This window comes from Blautia marasmi, from assembly GCF_900258535.1.
GTDB classification, from domain to species: Bacteria; Bacillota; Clostridia; order Lachnospirales; family Lachnospiraceae; genus Blautia; species Blautia hominis.
This window is the reverse complement of sequence record NZ_OIWX01000001.1, coordinates 1,753,686-1,772,057: the sequence shown is the minus strand read 5'-3', so window position 1 is coordinate 1,772,057 and position 18,372 is coordinate 1,753,686. Positions and strand designations below refer to the sequence as shown.

Here is an 18,372-nt window from a genome sequence, read left to right as displayed (position 1 = left end):
GCACAGAGATGGAAGAATATAGAGGAAAGAGTGTATTTGGCGGTATTGCCATTGGAAAAATATGTGTTTACCGGAAAGGGGAGCAGCAGGTAAAACGTGTAAAGACAGAGGACACAGAGGGAGAAATGCAGCGCTACACACAGGCAAAAGAGGAGGCGGTTAGACAGTTAAAAACCCTGTATGAGAAGGCTGTAAAAGAGGTGGGCGAAGCAAACGCTGCTATTTTTGAGATCCATCAGATGATGCTGGAGGATGATGACTACAATGAATCTGTTGAGAACATTATCAGAACCCAGAAAGTGAATGCAGAGTATGCGGTTGCCGCAACCAGTGATAATTTCTCTCAGATGTTCGCCTCCATGGAGGATGATTACATGAGGGAGCGTGCTGCTGATGTAAAAGATATTTCCGAGCGTATCCTGGCGGTCCTGGGCGGCGGTGCAAAAAGTACGGTGAACACAGAGGAACCGGTCATTATTCTGGCAGATGACCTGGCACCCTCCGAGACCGTACAGCTTGATAAGGACAAAGTGCTCTCCTTTGTCACAGTACACGGCTCTGTAAACTCCCATACAGCCATTCTGGCCCGTACTATGGGAATCCCCGCCCTTATCGGTACACAGATCCCCCTGGATGCACAGGTGGACGGAAAGCTTGCCGTGGTGGACGGAGCGAACGGTGCGGTTTATGTAGACCCGGACCCGGAGATCCTCTCTGAAATGCAGAGACGCCGGCAGGAGGAAGAGGAGAAAAAAGAACTTCTCCAGCAGTTAAAGGGAAAAGAAAATATAACGCTTGACGGTAAAAAAGTCATGCTATATGCTAATATTGGAAATATAAAAGACCTGGCTACTGTGATACAGAACGATGCCGGCGGGATCGGCCTTTTCAGAAGTGAATTTATCTATCTGGAGAAGGAGGAGTATCCCACGGAGGAGGAACAGTTTAAGATCTATAAGACAGTTGCAGAGACTATGGCCGGAAAACGTGTCATTATCCGTACCCTGGATATCGGCGCTGATAAAAAGTGCAGCTATTTTGAGATGGATGAGGAGGAAAACCCCGCTCTGGGCTACCGTGCCATCCGCATCTGCCTGACCCGTCCCGAAATATTCAAGACACAGCTTAGGGCTTTGTTCCGTGCTGCCGTATACGGAAATCTGGCAGTTATGTACCCCATGATAACAAGCCTGTGGGAAATAAAGCGGATAAAGGAAATTGCGGAGGAAGTCAAGGCAGAGCTTAAGGAGCAGAATATGGAATTTCGGGTGCCGGAACAGGGCATTATGATAGAGACGCCGGCAGCGGTCATGGTGAGCGCTGACCTTGCCAAAGAGGTGGACTTTTTCAGTATCGGAACCAATGACCTGACCCAGTATACCCTGGCCGTTGACCGTCAGAATCCCAAACTGGATGAATTTTATGACCCCCATCACCCTGCTGTCCTTTCTATGATCCGTATGACTGTGGAGAATGCCCACAAGGCAGGCATCTGGGCTGGCATCTGCGGGGAGCTGGGAGCGGATCTGAGCCTTACCAAAGAGTTTCTGGCTATGGGAGTGGATGAACTCTCTGTTTCACCGGGGCGTATCCTCCCAATCCGAAAGATCGTTCTGGAGACAGATGTAGAAGAATACAAGAGGAAAAAAAATGCTGACTGAGAAACGTTTTGAAGAAATACTGAAACTTCTGGATGAAAAGAAGAGTATTACAGTCACGGAGATAAAGGAAATGCTGAACACCTCAGAGTCCACCATCCGCCGTGACCTGACTGCCCTGGACCGGGCGGGAAAGCTGGTGAAGGTTTTCGGCGGTGCGGTGGCAGTGGACGCGGCATTCACGGCTGCTGAGCCTTCCGTTGCCCAGAAAGTGGGGGTAAATAAGGAGGAGAAGCAGGCCATTGCCCGCTATGCCGCCTCCCTGATCGTTCCGGATGATTTTATATATCTGGATGCCGGAACCACCACAGGATACATGATCGACTATGTCACAGAGAGATCCGTAACTTTTGTGACAAATGCCGTATCCCATGCACAACGCCTGGCAGCTCTTAATTTCCGTGTCCTTTTGATCGGTGGAGAGCTGAAAGGGACCACAGAGGCCGTGGTGGGCAACCAGGCAATCCTAAGCCTCCAGAGCTTTCATTTCACAAAAGGTTTCTTCGGCGCAAACGGCGTCAGCAGAAAATCAGGCTATACAACACCGGACTACAATGAGGCCCTGGTAAAAAAGACAGCCCTGGAACAGTCGGGAAGGCGGTATATCCTGGCGGACGCGGCAAAGTTCGGTAACATCAGTTCCGTCACCTTTGCGTCGTTTGATGCTGCGGAGGTTCTGACAGACCAGGCACCTCCCGAATCCTTCGGAGGATGCAGGAATATCCTTGTCATCAGATGAAAACCATAAAAGCACCGAGGAACAGAGTGCAGCGTGCCCTGTTCTGCGGTGCTTTTTCTGCGTATGGAATACGCCGTCATATTTTATTTACAAACCGTTTGACCAGGAACCATATCCATAAGGCCGACGTGGCCATCATGGGAAGTATATACAGCAATTCCCCGTGATAGGCCAGTTTTCCCATCCAGAAGGAGGGCAGCCAAGAGAAAACGTACTGCACATTTCCATGAAAAAAATACGGAACAGCCGCCCCCATAACAGTAAGGGACGAGAGCTTTGTCACAGCCATCCCTTCCAGCTTATTGGCAGACAGTGCTGCAATCAGCAGAGCAAGGATAAGACCCTGTAGGGCGCCGCCTGCCGCCAGGCATACAATAGATGAAATACCGGATCCATGCAGCCTGAAGAAAGGAAGAAGGATCACGGTAAACACAAATGCCGCTGCGGCAGGGATCCCCAGTCTTGCCAAAAGATATCCCTCTTTCCCCAGAACCGTCACAAACAGATACCCCGCAATATGGTCATCCACCTCCTCCAGTATGACCATTGCGGCAGCGTAGCAGAACATTATGGATGCCAGCATAGAAAAAAGCACATCAATAAGCCCATAATAAGGCCTCAAGATCAGAGTACCGGAAAACCATCCTGCCATTTTCCTGTCCAGTACGGGGACCAAGAAACGGAAAGCCGCACCGGCAAGCAGCGGAGCGAAACAGGCGGCAGACAGCATCCTATCCTTTTTGATAAACAGCAGCATTTGCAGAAAACACATTCGTACGGCTCTCATAAACTTACACCTCCCGCATGTTTCCACATAGCGCTCACACTCTTCCCGGAAAGGAAAAACAATACGCCCATGGTCAAACATAATATAAGTATTCCGCCCGGTTCCGGCCAATTCCCGGCAATCATATCCAAGCACAGATTTACAGGGTAGTATTGAAACCCTTTGGGCAGCACTCCAAACAAATACAGCACTGCCGGAGCAAATGCCGCGGCTTCAACAGGCACAGTCCAGAGAATAAACTGATTCAGGCTGTGGATCTTCGCAGCTGTGATAATGCCAAGCAGCGTAAACATAACAGAGCAGAACGCCGTACCGGCTGCCATAAGCCCGAGATGCTCCATGCCCGCTGCAGCAGCCAGCACAAATGCCACAATAAGAGTTATAAAACAAAGGGAAGCTGCTTTGGCAGCAATATATTCCGCAGCCAAAACCGGTGAGACAGCAAAAGCGTAAGGTATCCTTTGGCTTTTTTCCAGCAGTACAATAGCCCCCATAAAAAACAATCCCATTGCTCCCGGGTCTGACAAGATCAATAGAACGGCAGCCGGCTGCCGCCAGGACGCGGGCATGACATACAGTATCCCCAGATAAAGCACAGTCAAGACCCCATAGAGAAAATAAAACCCATATTTCATCTGTGAACGCACATCCCACAATATCATTGCCTTTAATCTCAAACCAGTGTCCTCCCTGTCACATCCATAAAAATATCATTCAGTGTCGGTTCACTGCTGTGGATGGACAGCAGCCTGTTCTCCAGGATCAACTGTCTCAGTCGTTCATCCTGGGATATGAGATGCAGCGGACAATCAGCCGTCTGTTCCTGCTCCTCCATCCAGGAGTAGGAAACCCGGGCCGCCCCTTTGGACATGATCAGATTATGAGGGCTGTCCAAAGCCATGATCCTGCCATTTACAATAAAAGCAACCCTGTCACAGAGCTCTGACGCGTCCTGCATATTATGCGTAGTGAGTAAAACGGTTTTCCCCCGCTCCCGTTCCTTCAGGATCAAATCCTTCATAACCCTGCTGTTGGCAGGGTCGAGTCCGCTGGTAGGTTCATCGAGACAAAGCAGATCCGGATCATGCAGCAAAGCCTTTATAAAATTAAGCCTGGCCTTCATCCCCTTGGAGTAGGCGGACACCTTTTTACTCCCATCCTTCTCCAGCCCCACCGATTCCAGCAGTTCCCCAATATCCCGCCCCTTTTTCTTGTACAGCGAAGCAAAAAAGCGGAGATTCTCTTCTGCCGTCATCTTCTCATACATAGTGGAAAACTCAAAATCAACACCGATCTGTTCATAAAATCCATTGTTATGTTCCCTGCATTCCACCCCATTCACCTTGACAGACCCCTGATAATCCCTGAGCAATCCAATCAAAATCTTCTGCAAGGTACTCTTCCCCGCCCCCGAAGGTCCCAAAAATCCGAAGATCTCCCCCTTCCCAACCGAAAAATCCATACCCTCTATAAACGCCTTCTTGGTATAACTAAAAGCCAGTTCCTTAACTTCGATCATATTCACTCCTCCATACTATATGACTATAACTAAATAAACAGTCAAAATAATAACAATATACAGTCCGGCAAACATTTCTGCCGGACCAACTCACAAGATCTGCATTACCAACCCGCGGACCAGATATCTAAGTGCCAGATCAGACTGTGCACTTCCAATCTCATCCTTATGTAAAGTAGCAAAATAAACAGCCCGAAACGCCGCAGTCAGCGCCTCTGTATCCATCCCCTTATCTGCCGCGATTCCATGCAGGATCCTTTCAGTCATGGACATATCTTCCGTCAAATGCTTCTCCAGCACATCCCCGGGCAGTTTCCGTGCCAGCATTTCAACCTCCTCCGAGGTTATCCCCTTCAACACAGGCATTTCATCCATCATCCTATAAAACCCCATCATAACATCTGTCACACCCTCAACATCCAATTCCCTCCCCTTCAAACTCTCAAACCCCCGAACCACTTCCCTCTCAACGATCTCATGTTGTTCCAGGATCACCTCAAACAACAGCATCTCCTTAGACTGATAAAAAAGATAAAACGTCCCCTTAGGAATCTTCACCCTCCTCACAATCTCATCCACCGTAGTTTTCCGAATCCCATACTGTGCCATACACTTGGCCGCCTCTTCCTTAAGCCGCCTCACAATATAAGCCCTTTCCTCCTCAGAAAACCTCTTAGGCACCCATATCCCTCCTTTTTGACTAAAATTCTCAATATAGTCATAATACCCTCATCCTCTCCATATGTCAACCCTTCCTATTCCTGCATACATTTCCCGTCTACATCTGATCAAGCGTCCATATATCCTACTATTACCATCTAACCAGGCATTCACGCATCCTACCATTACTATCTAACCAGGCATTCACGCATCCTACCATTACCATCTAACCAGGCATTCACGCATCCTACCATTACCATCTAACCAGGCATTCACGCATCCTATCATTAACATCTAATCACGCGTCCGCCGCAGGCGCAGCCCGTATGCCTTTCGCTTAGCCAGCCAGCAGGGAAGGGAGGGAGGGGAGGTGGGGGAAGATTCAGTAGGTTAGAGCGTTTCTGAAAATTCATTCCGACAATCTGCACGCCCCACTTTGCGGAAGATTTGGCTCCAATTCGGTCAACGTAGCCCGCTACGCCTCCCTCATCGGCTCCAAATCTTCCACAAAGTGTGACGCACAGCTTGCCGAAAGCAATTTTCAGACACGCTCGGGTGGAGCGGCGGGCAGATCCACCTGCGGCAGTCACTTAATGAGGAGGCCATTGCCGACGAATTTAGTGAATGCCAGCAGGTTAGCTGCCCACCAGCGGAACGTCGGATGAATCTTCCCCCCTCCTCTCCCTCCGTTCCCTGCGCAACATCCTTTGATTATCAAAAATTTTGATTGTGTTATATAAATAAATCATATATAATAGAATCAACCAAACCAAAAGGAGTGATAAAGTGGAACCTTATCCTGACTTTTGCAGATGATTAAGTATAAAAATACCCGTTAGCCCAGCAAATAAGCTGACTAACGGGTTTGTCTTTTTGTCATATTTTCATGGTGTATTTTCACTTTTTTGTGGCTGCTAAAACTTTTTTTATTTNTTTCCTGACTTTTGCAGATGATTAAGTATAAAAATACCCGTTAGCCCAGCAAATAAGCTGACTAACGGGTTTGTCTTTTTGTCATATTTTCATGGTGTATTTTCACTTTTTTGTGGCTGCTAAAACTTTTTTTATTTCACCAAGAGTTCTGATTCTCTTACTGAAATCAATATCAAGAACCTTGCCGATGTCTTTCTGTACATTGTCGTAGTAATCAAACAAGTAATAGTTCTGTTGAATTAGGGTACAGCTTGCTTTAGAGAGTGATTCCAGAAGCTTACCAATGCTGTATTTTTGCTCTAACTTTGTTTCAAGTATGCGAGCGATGGTAAGGGCCACAAAACAGGTAAGAAAATGTGCTTCTATATGTTCTCTTGTCCATACATATACGGGTCTGGCATCTAATTCGCTTTTAGTTACCTTAAATGATTCTTCGATTTTCCAAAGTCCTCGGTACATGTCAATGATTTTGTCATCACTTTCATCCATTTCACTTGTAAGTAAAACATAATAACCATCAAGTGCCTCTTCTTCACGAAGCTTTGCTTCGTCAATTTCTAAGATGGAAGATGCGGTTAAAATTTCACCAGTATCTTTATCATAATCGATTTTCTTTACATATTTTGCTGCACCATAAGAAGTTGCTCGGGTATAACCACCTGGATGTTTTGCAAGGTCTGCAGCTTTTGCAAGAGCCGCAGCACGATCGGCTTTTGCTCGTCTCGCATATTTTTCACTCCAAAAGACAACCTGCTTTTCATGTACAGTTTTCTTTAGCTTGCGTCCGGTTTGAGAGGTGACTTGAATCGTGCGAGGGTGCTTGCGTGACTTTCTTTTATATTCAGTGCCCAGCCAGGTATAATCCTCTTCGTCGAGCACATACTTTTTCATTTCTTTATCAGCACCACGTACAGACATGCTGAATACATAGCCATCTTTTGTGGGAGTATTAATGGTATACCAAATGTTATCACCAGTGGTCATTCCTTTATCTGCAACAGAAATAACACGACCAAGATCAAACTCTTTTTTGATTCGCCCAAAGTTTGGACGATAGGTGAGGCAGTCGTTGGTATTTCCTGCAAAAAGTTCGTAGGTAATAGGAATTCCATTGTTATCCATGAATAATCCCATCTGTACGATTGGGTTTGGACGGTGTTCCTTGGAAACACCTTTTCGAAGGAAATCATTCTGGTCATCTGATTCGAAATAGTAATTCGTCACATCGTAATAAATAAGGCTGGTGTCCCTACCGTATTTCTCTTTGATTTTATCGTTCATCCAGACTTGAAGGCTTTCTTTGTGTTTTGAAAAGAAGGAAAGACAGCGATAAACATCATCTAAAGAATAGTCTGTTTTTTCGAAGAACTGTTCCCTGTTATCAAAAGAAGCTTTCTTTGATGCTGGAAAGAGAAGCCTTGAATATACAAGCATCTTCATGATAGTATTTGCATCACACTTCTCTTTTGAATGGCGCCTGCGATTAATAAGGAACTTATCAATTTCAAGTTCATGATAAATCTTACTTAGAGCAGCATAGCCAAAGTTTTTTCGAAGAGAAGTATCATCCGTGCACAAACGATCGGAAGGATAAAAAGTAAAGTTAATGGGAGCTTGCATCGCATTTTTTTCGATTTTTAATTCTTCAGCACGTTTTTGAAAGTGGGCAATAGGATCATCATATAGTTTTTCCAATTCATCAAGATAGCCCAAAGATTCAACAGTCTTAGAACGAGACATTTTTCGCTGTTTGTCATAATAGGAATCTACAATTGCCAGATAGATACGTCCTTTTGATGTTTTAGTTTTTCTTAAATGCATAATTGACACCTCCAATACCCTTATTATATCATATACATCCACATATATCCAGTAAAACATGACAAAAAAATAAAACAAAAAATGCCCGAATGCCTTATGAATAAAGCAATCGAGATATATCATCTTAGAAAGTAACTGCAAAAGTGTGGAGCAATTTTCAGACACGCTCGGGTGGAGCGGCGGGCAGATCCACCTGCGGCAGTCACTTAATGAGGAGGCCATTGCCGACGAATTTAGTGAATGCCAGCAGGTTAGCTGCCCACCAGCGGAACGTCGGATGAATCTTCCCCCCTCCTCTCCCTCCGTTCCCTGCGCAACATCCTTTGATTATCAAAAATTTTGATTGTGTTATATAAATAAATCATATATAATAGAATCAACCAAACCAAAAGGAGTGATAAAGTGGAACCTTATGAAGTCTTCCATGACGTACTGGTCAATCTCTTCCAGGAGATCATGGACATAGAAGAGAAGGCCCTTATTACTTCTGAATTCAAAGATATTTCCGTAAACGACATGCACATTTTAGAAGCAATCGGAGTTAAAAGCGCCCGAAACATGTCATCCGTGGCAAAGACCCTGTCCGTGACCGTGGGAACCCTGACGATTGCCATAAACAGCCTGGTGAAAAAAGGATATGTAAACCGAGTCAGAAGTGAGGAGGACCGCCGGGTAGTGCTCATATCCCTGACGAAAAAGGGAGAAAAAGCAAACACCCACCATATGAAATTCCATGACGGAATGATTCAGGCTTTGATGAAGGACCTGGACGAAGAACAGCAGAAAATACTGGTAAAGTCATTGCTTAATCTAAGAAAGTTCTTTGATTCCTACAAGGATAAAAAAGAATAGAAATGTAAAAGCGCCGTAAGAACAAGCCTGTAAATATACAGCCTGTTTTTACGGCGCTTTTTAAATCCTTTATTTATATTCCATCAGCAGATATTTTTCCAAAACAGGAAACTGTGCCGGACCCAGCTCCAGGATATACTGGTGAAATTCCTTTAACTGGAAGGACTTGCCTGCAGCCTCCTGGGCTTCTTTTTTCAGATCAATAAAATTAAGATATCCAAGATAATACTTCAGATAATTACTTGGATTTTCCACAATATACTGGTAGATTTCCCCGCAGGTATCCTGAGAGGCAATGCCAAAAGAATTCAGCGTTTTTGTGACAGTTCCCAGATCCCATCCGTGGTCGTGGATGCCGATATCCAGCAGTGAATAGAGACACAGGCTCACAGAACGGTTCAGCCACAGAAGTTCCATGAGGGAGTCATCCAGCTTCAGATATTTTGCACCGTATCCATAGGACAGGGATTCCACATAAGTGGCCCAGCCCTCCACGTAACCTCCAAAGCTTAAAATATGACGTATATCATCCGGCTCTGTTTTGCTGAAATACAATGTCTGATACAAATGTCCCGGAAATCCCTCATGCGCCAGTGTGGTAAAAAGTTCCGCCTCCGTTACCTGGCTGCCTTTGTTGATATATATAACATTGGGGCTGAGCGTATCTGCAGGCGGTGTGAGGTAGAAGGCCGGACTGGAAAAGTCCTCCATGGATTCATGCACATATTTTACCTTATAGGAAGGTTTACCGCTGTCAGGGAAATCCTTGCTTATGGCCTTGTTCAGATAATCCAGCATCTGTGCCGGGGTACTGCTGCAAGTCTCCGGCAGGGAGGAAGCGTCTGTGAGCAGTTTTGGATCAGCCACGATCAGGCTCTGCATTTTTTTGTAATCAGTGAGAAGCTGTGTGTAGAGCCGCTCCTCGATCTCTTTGATAGTCCGGTAGTCCCCGGTCCCGCTGCGGATCAGGTAACGATAGTAGGCAGTCCCGCCGGGGAGATTTGACAATCCGCCGGAATTTGTTCCGTTTCCCTTCAAGTCAGCCAGGCCCTTAGCCAGGGATCGGTAAGCCGGGAAGACCCGTTTTTCCATGATCTTTTCATGCATTTTTATGTAAGAGTCTGCCTGCTTTTTAGTCATGGCTTTTCGGGAGACAAATTTGTTCATTTTATCTTTAAACATAGTGGAAAGGTAATTGGTGGATAGATCCTCTGTAAACGCATTGCACTGTTCTATGATCCGGTCCACACTGGTGTCACTCATGAATAGACCTTCCTCTGCCTTTTTCTTCTCAAATTCCAGGATCTCGTCAAAATAACTGGTCATGGAGGAGAGCAGGGTAAAATAATCCTTGATATCATCAGCGGTCCGGAAGGTGTATTCTGCCAGCAGTACAGGAAGCTGGGACTGAAAGCCCAGATTGGGACTCAGGGGTTCCTGCAGCATATAATTATCTTTTATGGACAACTGGGTAGCAAAGTCCAGGTTTAGGATGTCGTAAGTAAGCCGGTTGTCTTTGGACAGCTCTTTGTATGTGAACTTTTCCAGTTTTTCCTTATACTTTTCAACAGAATCATAGCCTTCCTTCAGTTTATCCGGGTCCATACATCCCAGTTTGATGGAATAATCTTTGATCCCGTATTTTTCGGGATAAGCCAGGGTATAATGCAGGTTTAGGGTATTAGATTTCACCTCCTCGGTAAAAATCTGTTGTGTAAATTTCTCAAAACGGGCATCTTCTGTAAGAAAGCGGTCTTTTTGGGTAAAAATAAGAAGGAAGAGGAAAACAGCCAGGACAATAAATCCCGGTACCAGAAATTTCCTCCTGGAAGATAAGAATTTTTTCAAAAGATGCTCCTTGGATAATACTTGAAAACTCTTTAACAGTTTATGAAAAAATCAGGCATGTATGCGTATTTTCATTGTAAAAAGGCACGCGGATGTGATAAACTTTTGATAGTGGGAGTTAAGTTAAGGGAGGTGGCTTGTTTGAATAAGAAGATATGTATGGTATGCCTGTTGGCAGCCCTTTTGACTGCAGGATGCACACCGCAGGATCCTATGCCTGACGAGGAGGACGTGGTAAACCTGCCGGATGAAGAACAGCAGGAGGAAGAGACAGAGGATGTACAAAAAGAATACGATGTAGAGCTTTCCGATAAACTTTCGGATTTCCAGTTTTCCGTCAACGAGACCGTATACACCCTTCCTGCAAGGCTTCAGGCTTGGAAAAATGCAGGATGGACCTATGAGAAGGACAACGGCAAAAAGGCCCTGGACCCGGAATCTTTTCTGGAGGGGGAGATATTGGAGAGTGAGGGCGGTTCCCTTGCCGTGGATATTGTCAATCTGGATGGGGAGAAGAAACTGCTTGGGGAATGTTATGTGGGCGGTGTACAGCTGGAGAGCACCGGGGATGACAGCCGTGTGTACCAGCTTCCCGGGAAGATCAGAATGGGAACCTCCACTTTGGATGAAGTTACCGAAGCATACGGTATGCCTACAGACCAGTATGAAGAAAAAGACAATATCTACCTGACCTATGAATACGGAATATACAAGCAGGCAGATTTGGTATTTGACGTACAGGATGAAATACTATATAAAGCTGTGCTGAAAAACTACAGAGAACCGGAAGACGGCAGTGAGGAAGTGAGCAAGGAAACGCCGGCGGAGGTGGAGAACTATCAGGCGCCGGGAGCATTTCCGGATGACATTATGGCGTTTGTGGTGCGGTACGGAGGAGATTTCTATAAGCTTCCGGCACCGGTCTGTGAATTTACAAAAAACGGATGGAAAATATTAGAGGATGGTTCCGACAGCATTGTAAAGAGCGGACGTCACGGCTATGTGACACTTGAGCGTGAAGGACAGACCCTCTATGCGGTTGTAAACAATTACGCGGATATGGCAGTTCCCATGGAAAACAGTTTTATCATCAGTGTGCACGGTGACTTTGATGTCACGAAAGTATCAGTGGAAATGTACAGAGGAATCACCCTGGGAATGAGTGAGGAGACCATGAAAGCCCTGCTTGGAGACAACGCATATGAGACCGAGGAGACGGACAGAGGTGTTTCCTATTTCATATATGCGGATGAGGAAAAGCAAAACTATACCAGGATATTTGTGGATAAAGATTTGAAGCTGGTCAGGGAAATAGAACTGTCCAACAGCCCGGATACACTTTCTGCTGCGTCAATGGGAACACCGCAGGAAGAACCGGACAGTGTGGAGGCCGCGGCAATGTACGGAGATGACGAATTTCCCGGTGAGGAAAAGGAAGAATAGAAGGTAACAAATGAATAATTTCATTGCTAAAGGCGGTTTCCCATAGATTTTTGGTTGCGGCCGGGAGTGTATGAGACAGTTACGAATAAAAAGACAGAGGTAAAACAAAATGGAGCAGAAAATATATGACATTATCATCATCGGTTCCGGTCCTGCAGGTCTCTGTGCGGCGATCTATGCCAAACGGGCCCAGCTTGAAATGCTGGTCATTGAGAAAGATTTCTCCAGCGGAGGACAGATGGTGAAGACCTACGAGGTGGACAACTATCCGGGACTACCGGGAATGAGCGGTTATGATATGGCTGAGGCCTTCCGAAAACATGCGGACAAACTGGGTGCAGCATTTGTCAGGGAGAATGTGAAAGAGGTGCAGACAGAAGGGGACCTGAAAAAGATCACAACAAATAAAAACCAGTATCTTACAAGAACACTTGTCATTGCGGCCGGGGCCAGACACCGGACACTGGGCATCCCCGGTGAGGAGGCATTTTCCGGAATGGGTGTTTCTTACTGTGCCACCTGTGACGGTGCGTTTTTCAAAGGCGGGGTCACAGCGGTGATCGGCGGCGGTGATGTGGCGGTTGAGGATGCCATTTTCCTGTCCAGAATATGTAAAAAGGTATATCTGATACACCGCAGGGATGAACTGCGGGCGGCAGGTATTTTGCAGGAAAGTGTAAAGGCTATTGAAAACGTGGAGATTGTGTGGGATACTATTCCGAGGGAAATCAGGGGAACAGAACAAGTGCAGAGTCTTGCGGTAGAAAATGTCAAGACAGGAGAAACAAAAGAGCTTGCCGTCGACGGTGTGTTTGTGGCAGTGGGCATTCTTCCGAATACAGAGGAATTCGGCAGTCTTGTAAAGCTGAATGAATCCGGTTATATAGAGGCAGGGGAAGACTGCGCGTCCAGTATTTCGGGTATCTTTGCAGCCGGTGACATACGGACAAAACAACTGCGCCAGATTGTGACAGCAGCGGCAGACGGGGCCAACGCGGTGGATTCTGCCCAGAAATACCTGATGGAACATGCATAACCCCAAGTGGAGAAGAACCAGCAGAATAAAAATCCATGCGCAACAAAAGGATAAAGGAGGAATTACAAATGAAAAACATGAAGGTTCTGGCAGAGGAGATTCGCCAGGGAAGACACGACGAGATCCTGAAAGATATTTATGTGGATGAAAGCGTTCTGGATTACCAGAGAAAGCGTTATATAAAGGCAATTGAAGAATTTGAAAATATTTTCGGTGAAAGTGACGTGGAGATTTACAGCGCGCCCGGCCGATGCGAGGTGGGGGGAAACCACACAGACCACCAGCACGGTATGGTACTTGCCACATCCATCAACCAGGATGCCCTGGCGGTAGTGGGCAGATCCGAGGACGGCATGATCCACGTGCTCTCAGACGGATATGATATGGTGGATGTGGATGTCAATGATCTGGAAGAGCGTTATGACGAGGAAGGCACAACAGCGGCTCTTGTACGCGGTGTGGCGGCTGAGCTGAAATCCAGGGGCTATGAGGTGCAGGGATACAATGCCTATATTGTCAGCGATGTTCTGATCGGTGCGGGCCTGTCATCCTCCGCCGCGTTTGAAGTGATCCTGGGAACCATTATCTCCGGTCTTTTTAATGAAGGCAGCATTGACCCTGTGGTGATCGCACAGACGGGGCAGTATGCGGAGAACGTGTATTTCGGAAAGCCCTGCGGTCTCATGGACCAGGTGGCATGTTCCGTGGGCGGTATGATCCATATTGACTTCAAGGAACCGGGCTGCCCTGTTGTGGAGAAGGTTCCCTCAGATTTTGAGGCTTACCAGTACAGCATGTGTATTGTGGACACAAAAGCATCCCATGCCGATATGGGAGATGACTATGCATCCATCCCGGAAGAGATGAAAAAGGTGGCAAAATTCTTCGGAAAAGCTTATCTGCGTGAAGTGGAAGAGGATGATTTCTACAAACAGATCTCAGGACTCAGAAGCGTGCTGGGTGACCGTCCTATCCTGCGTGCCCTTCATTTCTTTGAGGAGGAGAGAAGGGTTGAAGGGGAAGTGAAAGCCCTGAGAGATGGTGATTTCAAGGAGTTCCTGGAGCTTGTAAAGGATTCAGGCAATTCTTCCTTTAAGTATCTCCAGAATATCTACAACAGCACCAATGTACAGAAACAGGCCATGTCTATTGCCCTTGCTGTCAGCGATAAGATCCTGAGAAAGCATGGGGTGTCCCGTGTACACGGCGGCGGTTTCGCAGGTACGATTGAAATTTTTGTGGAGAACAGTTTTGTGGATGAGTACAAGACCAGAATGGACAGAGTCTTTGGAAAAGGTTCCTGCCAGATTCTGAAGGTACGTCAGTCCGGCGGAAGAAAAGTTTTATAAGAGGATGAAGGCTGCATCGGATAGTCCCTTTTGGGATGTCCGGTGCAGTTTTTTTGAGGGGTTCATGTGACGGTTCAAGTAGGAGAACTTGAAGGTTGGTTTACACTGATTTACATAATTTCCCGAACAGGTTACATAACAGAATTTGGGACAAGGGGATGCCGTCGAAGAGGGAAAATTGGAGAAAACAGTAAGTTTTTTTGGACTTAATTTTCAGAATATTCTCAATTGTAGAATATGCACAATGCTTGTCGAAAAAACCAACATTTACCACATTCCATCCTCAAAGTTATCCACATATGAAAATCCACAAAACCCCGTAAAAATAAAGTTATCCTCAAAGTTATCCACATTCTCCACAAAAATGTGTGTGGATTAATGTGATTTACATAATAATAGAAAGAACAAAGGTTTTGTACACTTGTGATAAAAAGAAGAATTTTGGGGAAAAGTGGGGAAAAGGGATTGACATTTTTGAAATCTATTTTTTGACGGGGTGCGACATAATATGCTAAAATCCGGGGAAAATTGATATTGTTTTCTGATAATTGTTGGTTTCCATAATGTTGTGGGGGAGTGAGATGGGGGGAGTTATGGGAGGGTGGCTCACGGAGGGTGGCTCACGGACGGTGGCTCACGGACGGTGCGCAGGAGGTATCCGTGTGTGGGAAAAGTCAGGGGAGACAGGAGTTTCTAACAGGCAGCGGGCCGGAAAATGGGGGCACCGCATGGAACCGCACCCGAATCTGATGATTCGGCTGCTCAGCCATGCTGAGAATTTGCTTTGGAGAGCAAATTCTCTCCCCCATTTTCCGGCCCGCTGCCTGTAAGAAACTCCTGCCTCCCCTTCCGATTTTCCCACACACGGATACCTCCTGCACACCTGGTTGTGGTAACGGAATGCTTCTTTTCCTAGACCGTATGTGTCGTTTTTATAGTTCTGCCGGCAGGGGAAATGCTATTTCATAATATAGAAAGAGCGTACTTGCCATTTTATAGATAGGTAGATAAATAGATAGATAGATAGATAGATAAATAGATAGATAGATAGGACAAGATTATATTTTGTAATTGACAAGAACGGTGTCTTGCAATACAATATAGGTGACTATATTGTATTGCAAGATAGGGAGGTGGAGCGGTGATTTCTTCGCAGATGTTGAAAGGGACTTTAGAGGGGTGTGTGCTGGCTATTATTGGGAAGAAGGAGACGTATGGATATGAGATATCGGAACAGTTGAAGGGATATGGATTTGGGAAGGTAGCGGAGGGGACTATTTATCCGCTTTTGCTCAGGCTGGAGAAGAATGGGTTTATTGAGGCGGTCTTTCGGGAGTCTGAGGTTGGACCCCGGAGGAAGTATTATTTTATAACCCCGGAGGGGGAAGAAGAATTTGCGAGGTTTACGGATAGTTACCTGGAATTGACAGGTGCGGTTTCTAGGCTGTTAGATGACATGAAAGGGGAGATGATCAATGAGCAGACAGACGAAGCAGCTAATGAAGGAAAATAATGATTTAGCTCTACAGCTTCATGAAGGTGATAACCGTATTCTGACGGATATAGTGGTTTATATCCGCGGTGCAGATATAAGCGCTTACCGGCAGGAACTGGTCAGGCGTGATATTACACAGATGATCTTAGACGGAGAGCAGCGTGGGGATACTGCTGAGGATATAATAGGCGGTGATTACAAAACCTTCTGCGATAATGTCTTAATGGAAGTTCCACGTCTCACCTCCGCAGAAAAATCCATTTCTTTCCTGGGAACCATATGCGCCGCTTCCGCAGTCCTGCTGACAGTGCGGCTGCTATTCGCTCTCACGGATACACTCAAAGAAAACAACACCTGGCCTGATATTCCCATAACAACAGGAAATATCATAAGCACATTCTTAATTCTGTGTGCAGCTATCTTAATTTATAACTTCATTACAAAGAACTCCTTTAACGCAAGATTCCTAAGAAGCAAAAAAATTCCCGCACTATGCATCTTAATTTTGGTTATCTGCATATGTACAGACCTCTTCCTCAATACAGTGATCCTAACCATCCACGCAGTACCCCTCCTCCTCACAATCGTTGCCCTATACATCCTATACAAAATAACAGACATTATAAACTAGTACTACAGCTTGCCGAAAGCGATTGCAGAACCGCTCCGGTGCTCACCCGCCCGGAAATCAAACTGCCAGCATCGTCTATTTCTCCATCTGCCGTGCTGCTGCACACGATATTGGGCTTTTAGCCCTACAACTAAACACATTCACTCAGTCACCGGAGGAACCACACAGCTACATTTCCTACGCCTTTGTTTATGTGCGATAAAGAAATAAAGAAGTTTAAAAATTTTGCCGTTCCTATTCGGCGTTTATCTATTACACCGGATAGGACGGGCTTTATGTGTCGGGCAGTTCTACCTTGCAATATAAGTTAAAAGTTATAGCTTAAATTTATGATAGCAAAAAAGGCTATACTCTTTAACCGATATTTCCTTGTTATGTAAAACTCCAATTATAACAAATAAAACTTCTGCAACGGTAAGATAACAATCCTTTAAGTCGAAAATGAACAAGTCTAGTATCTGTAAAAAATCCAAACTTCCGCCCCAAAGCAACTTATCTATCAGACTACATAAACAACCGGCCAATCCACAAACCATAATTACTTTTACTGAAAGTTTGGTCTGCTCTCTTTTGGCTTTATATAGCAAATATCCTGTCAGAAAAATAAAAATGGCGATAACATTTAGCAAAACTGTTACCAACGGGCTTGAAAAAATATCAATATAATTTCCAGCCCATGATAGTTCAGTATTTAGTTTTGGGTTAAACGTTATAAAATTCTTTATTATATCAAAATCATATTGCATAAATGCAAATGAAATAATAGTTTTAGTAATCTGGTCTATTAACAACAAACATAAGACAGGGATAATAAAAATATTAAACTTTTGCATAAAAACCTCCTGTTCAAATCACGATTGTTATTTGGTTTCTGATTTTATTTTATCATATCTATATTAACCTTTCTTAGATTATGGGAAAGGGCGGCAGCACTTATTACATAGACAAGTGCAACAAACGATAAACCTTTAGATTTAATGCTGCTTCTGGTATTTCTTCAAAGAAGTGAAACTCTACGCAGTTCCATTTATCAGGATTGTAAATAAGCAATTTGCTAGTATCATTTTCAAAATTAGATAAAAACTTTAATGCTTTCATTTGCTTTGTTTCAGGAATATCATTTTCAATTTCTACAACAAATTTTGATGTGATAAAATTCTTTTTTAAGTCGTTTATCATGGTAATTCCAATATTTATATTCTGCCATCCAAATGAATTTAGAATATTGTCAAAAAATCCTCCAAAGATGAACTCATTCATTCCCTGTTCATCTTGCCATACATACAATGGTGCATATTCATTTTTACTGTTGCCAAATTCCCCCTTTTCAGAAATCAGATATGCTTTGAAAAGTAAGCCTTGAAAACCGTCTGTCTTATTTCCGTTATTTTTCACTCTTTCCCGGATAATTCCCATGTCATAACTATCTGGCAATAAAATTTTATACTGCATCGCTATCATGGATAGTGTCCTCCTTTAGCAGTAACAGTTCAGACAAGCGGAACCGTTACGCATCCAGCCATTAAAAATCGCTTCGCGATGTGCTGGATGCCTGCCGGCACTACTTTTTCATACGGTCAGCGCAGTAAATGCGCAGACCT

18 protein-coding genes and 1 pseudogene are annotated in these 18,372 nt (G+C 45.0%); 10 read left to right on the top strand and 9 right to left on the bottom strand.

What is annotated here, in order from left to right; translation table 11 throughout:
* Positions 1-8 precede the first annotated feature (8 nt).
* Positions 9-1,661, top strand: coding sequence for a phosphoenolpyruvate--protein phosphotransferase (gene ptsP / locus C6P39_RS07885; protein WP_104803376.1), 1,653 nt, complete (start codon positions 9-11; stop codon positions 1,659-1,661).
* Positions 1,651-2,397, top strand: a complete 747-nt coding sequence (locus C6P39_RS07880; RefSeq protein ID WP_095174676.1) for a DeoR/GlpR family DNA-binding transcription regulator — start codon at positions 1,651-1,653, stop codon at positions 2,395-2,397. The genes ptsP and C6P39_RS07880 overlap by 11 nt, the downstream gene beginning before the upstream one ends.
* Before the next feature lie 76 nt (positions 2,398-2,473).
* On the opposite strand, the gene C6P39_RS07875 is transcribed toward C6P39_RS07880, so the two are convergent.
* The 5 genes from C6P39_RS07875 to C6P39_RS28445 form a co-directional block, all read right to left on the bottom strand.
* Positions 2,474-3,184 (bottom strand): ABC transporter permease, encoded by a 711-nt coding sequence (locus C6P39_RS07875; protein ID WP_104803375.1) that lies wholly within the window; start codon positions 3,182-3,184, stop codon positions 2,474-2,476.
* Positions 3,181-3,861, bottom strand: coding sequence for a fluoroquinolone export ABC transporter permease subunit (locus C6P39_RS07870; protein WP_104803374.1), 681 nt, complete (start codon positions 3,859-3,861; stop codon positions 3,181-3,183). The genes C6P39_RS07875 and C6P39_RS07870 overlap by 4 nt, the downstream gene beginning before the upstream one ends.
* Positions 3,858-4,703 carry an ABC transporter ATP-binding protein gene (locus tag C6P39_RS07865; RefSeq protein WP_104803373.1) on the bottom strand — a complete coding sequence of 282 codons (846 nt, stop codon included), beginning with the start codon at positions 4,701-4,703 and terminating at the stop codon, positions 3,858-3,860. The genes C6P39_RS07870 and C6P39_RS07865 overlap by 4 nt, the downstream gene beginning before the upstream one ends.
* A gap of 90 nt (positions 4,704-4,793) precedes the next feature.
* On the bottom strand, positions 4,794-5,384 hold the full coding sequence (locus tag C6P39_RS07860; protein ID WP_104803372.1) for a TetR/AcrR family transcriptional regulator: 591 nt from the start codon (positions 5,382-5,384) through the stop codon (positions 4,794-4,796).
* Positions 5,385-5,650: 266 nt separating this feature from the next.
* A complete protein-coding gene (locus C6P39_RS28445) occupies positions 5,651-5,887 on the bottom strand; it encodes a DUF6783 domain-containing protein (protein WP_334293914.1) in 237 nt (78 codons plus the stop codon).
* Between C6P39_RS28445 and C6P39_RS28440 the strand changes: the two genes are divergently transcribed.
* A complete protein-coding gene (locus C6P39_RS28440) occupies positions 5,786-6,028 on the top strand; it encodes a DUF6783 domain-containing protein (RefSeq protein WP_334293913.1) in 243 nt (80 codons plus the stop codon). The genes C6P39_RS28445 and C6P39_RS28440 overlap by 102 nt on opposite strands.
* 357 nt (positions 6,029-6,385) lie before the next feature.
* On the opposite strand, the pseudogene C6P39_RS07855 reads toward C6P39_RS28440, so the two are convergent.
* Positions 6,386-8,117: pseudogene (locus C6P39_RS07855) on the bottom strand (IS1634 family transposase).
* A gap of 402 nt (positions 8,118-8,519) precedes the next feature.
* Here C6P39_RS07855 and C6P39_RS07845 point away from each other — a divergent pair.
* Complete coding sequence (locus C6P39_RS07845) at positions 8,520-8,969, top strand: MarR family winged helix-turn-helix transcriptional regulator (protein ID WP_095174681.1); 450 nt, start codon at positions 8,520-8,522, stop codon at positions 8,967-8,969.
* Between the two features lie 69 nt (positions 8,970-9,038).
* Here the strand turns inward: C6P39_RS07845 and C6P39_RS07840 are convergent, their stop codons facing one another.
* Positions 9,039-10,817, bottom strand: a complete 1,779-nt coding sequence (locus tag C6P39_RS07840; RefSeq protein ID WP_104803369.1) for a DUF885 domain-containing protein — start codon at positions 10,815-10,817, stop codon at positions 9,039-9,041.
* Between the two features lie 132 nt (positions 10,818-10,949).
* On the opposite strand from C6P39_RS07840, the gene C6P39_RS07835 reads away from it, so the two are divergent.
* From C6P39_RS07835 to C6P39_RS07810, 6 genes are all read left to right on the top strand, one after another.
* The gene (locus C6P39_RS07835) at positions 10,950-12,260 is read left to right on the top strand and encodes a hypothetical protein (RefSeq protein ID WP_242987169.1); all 1,311 of its coding nucleotides are present in this window, start codon (positions 10,950-10,952) and stop codon (positions 12,258-12,260) included.
* A 109-nt stretch (positions 12,261-12,369) separates the two neighbouring features.
* Positions 12,370-13,296, top strand: coding sequence for a thioredoxin-disulfide reductase (gene trxB, locus C6P39_RS07830; protein WP_104803368.1), 927 nt, complete (start codon positions 12,370-12,372; stop codon positions 13,294-13,296).
* A gap of 68 nt (positions 13,297-13,364) precedes the next feature.
* Entirely contained in the window at positions 13,365-14,645 is a 1,281-nt protein-coding gene (locus C6P39_RS07825) for a galactokinase (RefSeq protein WP_095174684.1), read from the top strand.
* 662 nt (positions 14,646-15,307) lie between these two features.
* Entirely contained in the window at positions 15,308-15,475 is a 168-nt protein-coding gene (locus C6P39_RS07820; protein WP_158661491.1) for a hypothetical protein, read from the top strand.
* Between the two features lie 311 nt (positions 15,476-15,786).
* Positions 15,787-16,158, top strand: a complete 372-nt coding sequence (locus tag C6P39_RS07815) for a PadR family transcriptional regulator (RefSeq protein WP_104803366.1) — start codon at positions 15,787-15,789, stop codon at positions 16,156-16,158.
* Positions 16,121-16,771: a hypothetical protein gene (locus C6P39_RS07810; protein WP_158661490.1), complete on the top strand. Its 651-nt coding sequence runs from the start codon at positions 16,121-16,123 to the stop codon at positions 16,769-16,771. The genes C6P39_RS07815 and C6P39_RS07810 overlap by 38 nt, the downstream gene beginning before the upstream one ends.
* Before the next feature lie 314 nt (positions 16,772-17,085).
* Here C6P39_RS07810 and C6P39_RS07805 read toward each other — a convergent pair whose 3' ends face one another.
* Positions 17,086-17,604, bottom strand: coding sequence for a signal peptidase II (locus C6P39_RS07805; protein WP_104803364.1), 519 nt, complete (start codon positions 17,602-17,604; stop codon positions 17,086-17,088).
* Between the two features lie 103 nt (positions 17,605-17,707).
* Positions 17,708-18,232 carry a DUF4865 family protein gene (locus tag C6P39_RS07800; protein WP_095174690.1) on the bottom strand — a complete coding sequence of 175 codons (525 nt, stop codon included), beginning with the start codon at positions 18,230-18,232 and terminating at the stop codon, positions 17,708-17,710.
* Positions 18,233-18,372 lie beyond the last annotated feature (140 nt).

Bases quoted from the DNA above. Each gene is read 5' to 3' on its own strand.
- C6P39_RS07825 (WP_095174684.1), top strand. From the start codon at position 13,365: ATGAAAAACATGAAGGTTCTGGCAGAGGAGATTCGCCAGGGAAGACAC.
- C6P39_RS07810 (WP_158661490.1), top strand. From the start codon at position 16,121: ATGAGCAGACAGACGAAGCAGCTAATGAAGGAAAATAATGATTTAGCT.
- C6P39_RS07865 (WP_104803373.1), bottom strand. From the start codon at position 4,703: ATGATCGAAGTTAAGGAACTGGCTTTTAGTTATACCAAGAAGGCGTTT.
- C6P39_RS07800 (WP_095174690.1), bottom strand. From the start codon at position 18,232: ATGATAGCGATGCAGTATAAAATTTTATTGCCAGATAGTTATGACATG.
- C6P39_RS07875 (WP_104803375.1), bottom strand. From the start codon at position 3,184: ATGAGAGCCGTACGAATGTGTTTTCTGCAAATGCTGCTGTTTATCAAA.
- ptsP (WP_104803376.1), top strand. From the start codon at position 9: ATGGAAGAATATAGAGGAAAGAGTGTATTTGGCGGTATTGCCATTGGA.
- C6P39_RS07805 (WP_104803364.1), bottom strand. From the start codon at position 17,604: ATGCAAAAGTTTAATATTTTTATTATCCCTGTCTTATGTTTGTTGTTA.
- trxB (WP_104803368.1), top strand. From the start codon at position 12,370: ATGGAGCAGAAAATATATGACATTATCATCATCGGTTCCGGTCCTGCA.
- C6P39_RS07880 (WP_095174676.1), top strand. From the start codon at position 1,651: ATGCTGACTGAGAAACGTTTTGAAGAAATACTGAAACTTCTGGATGAA.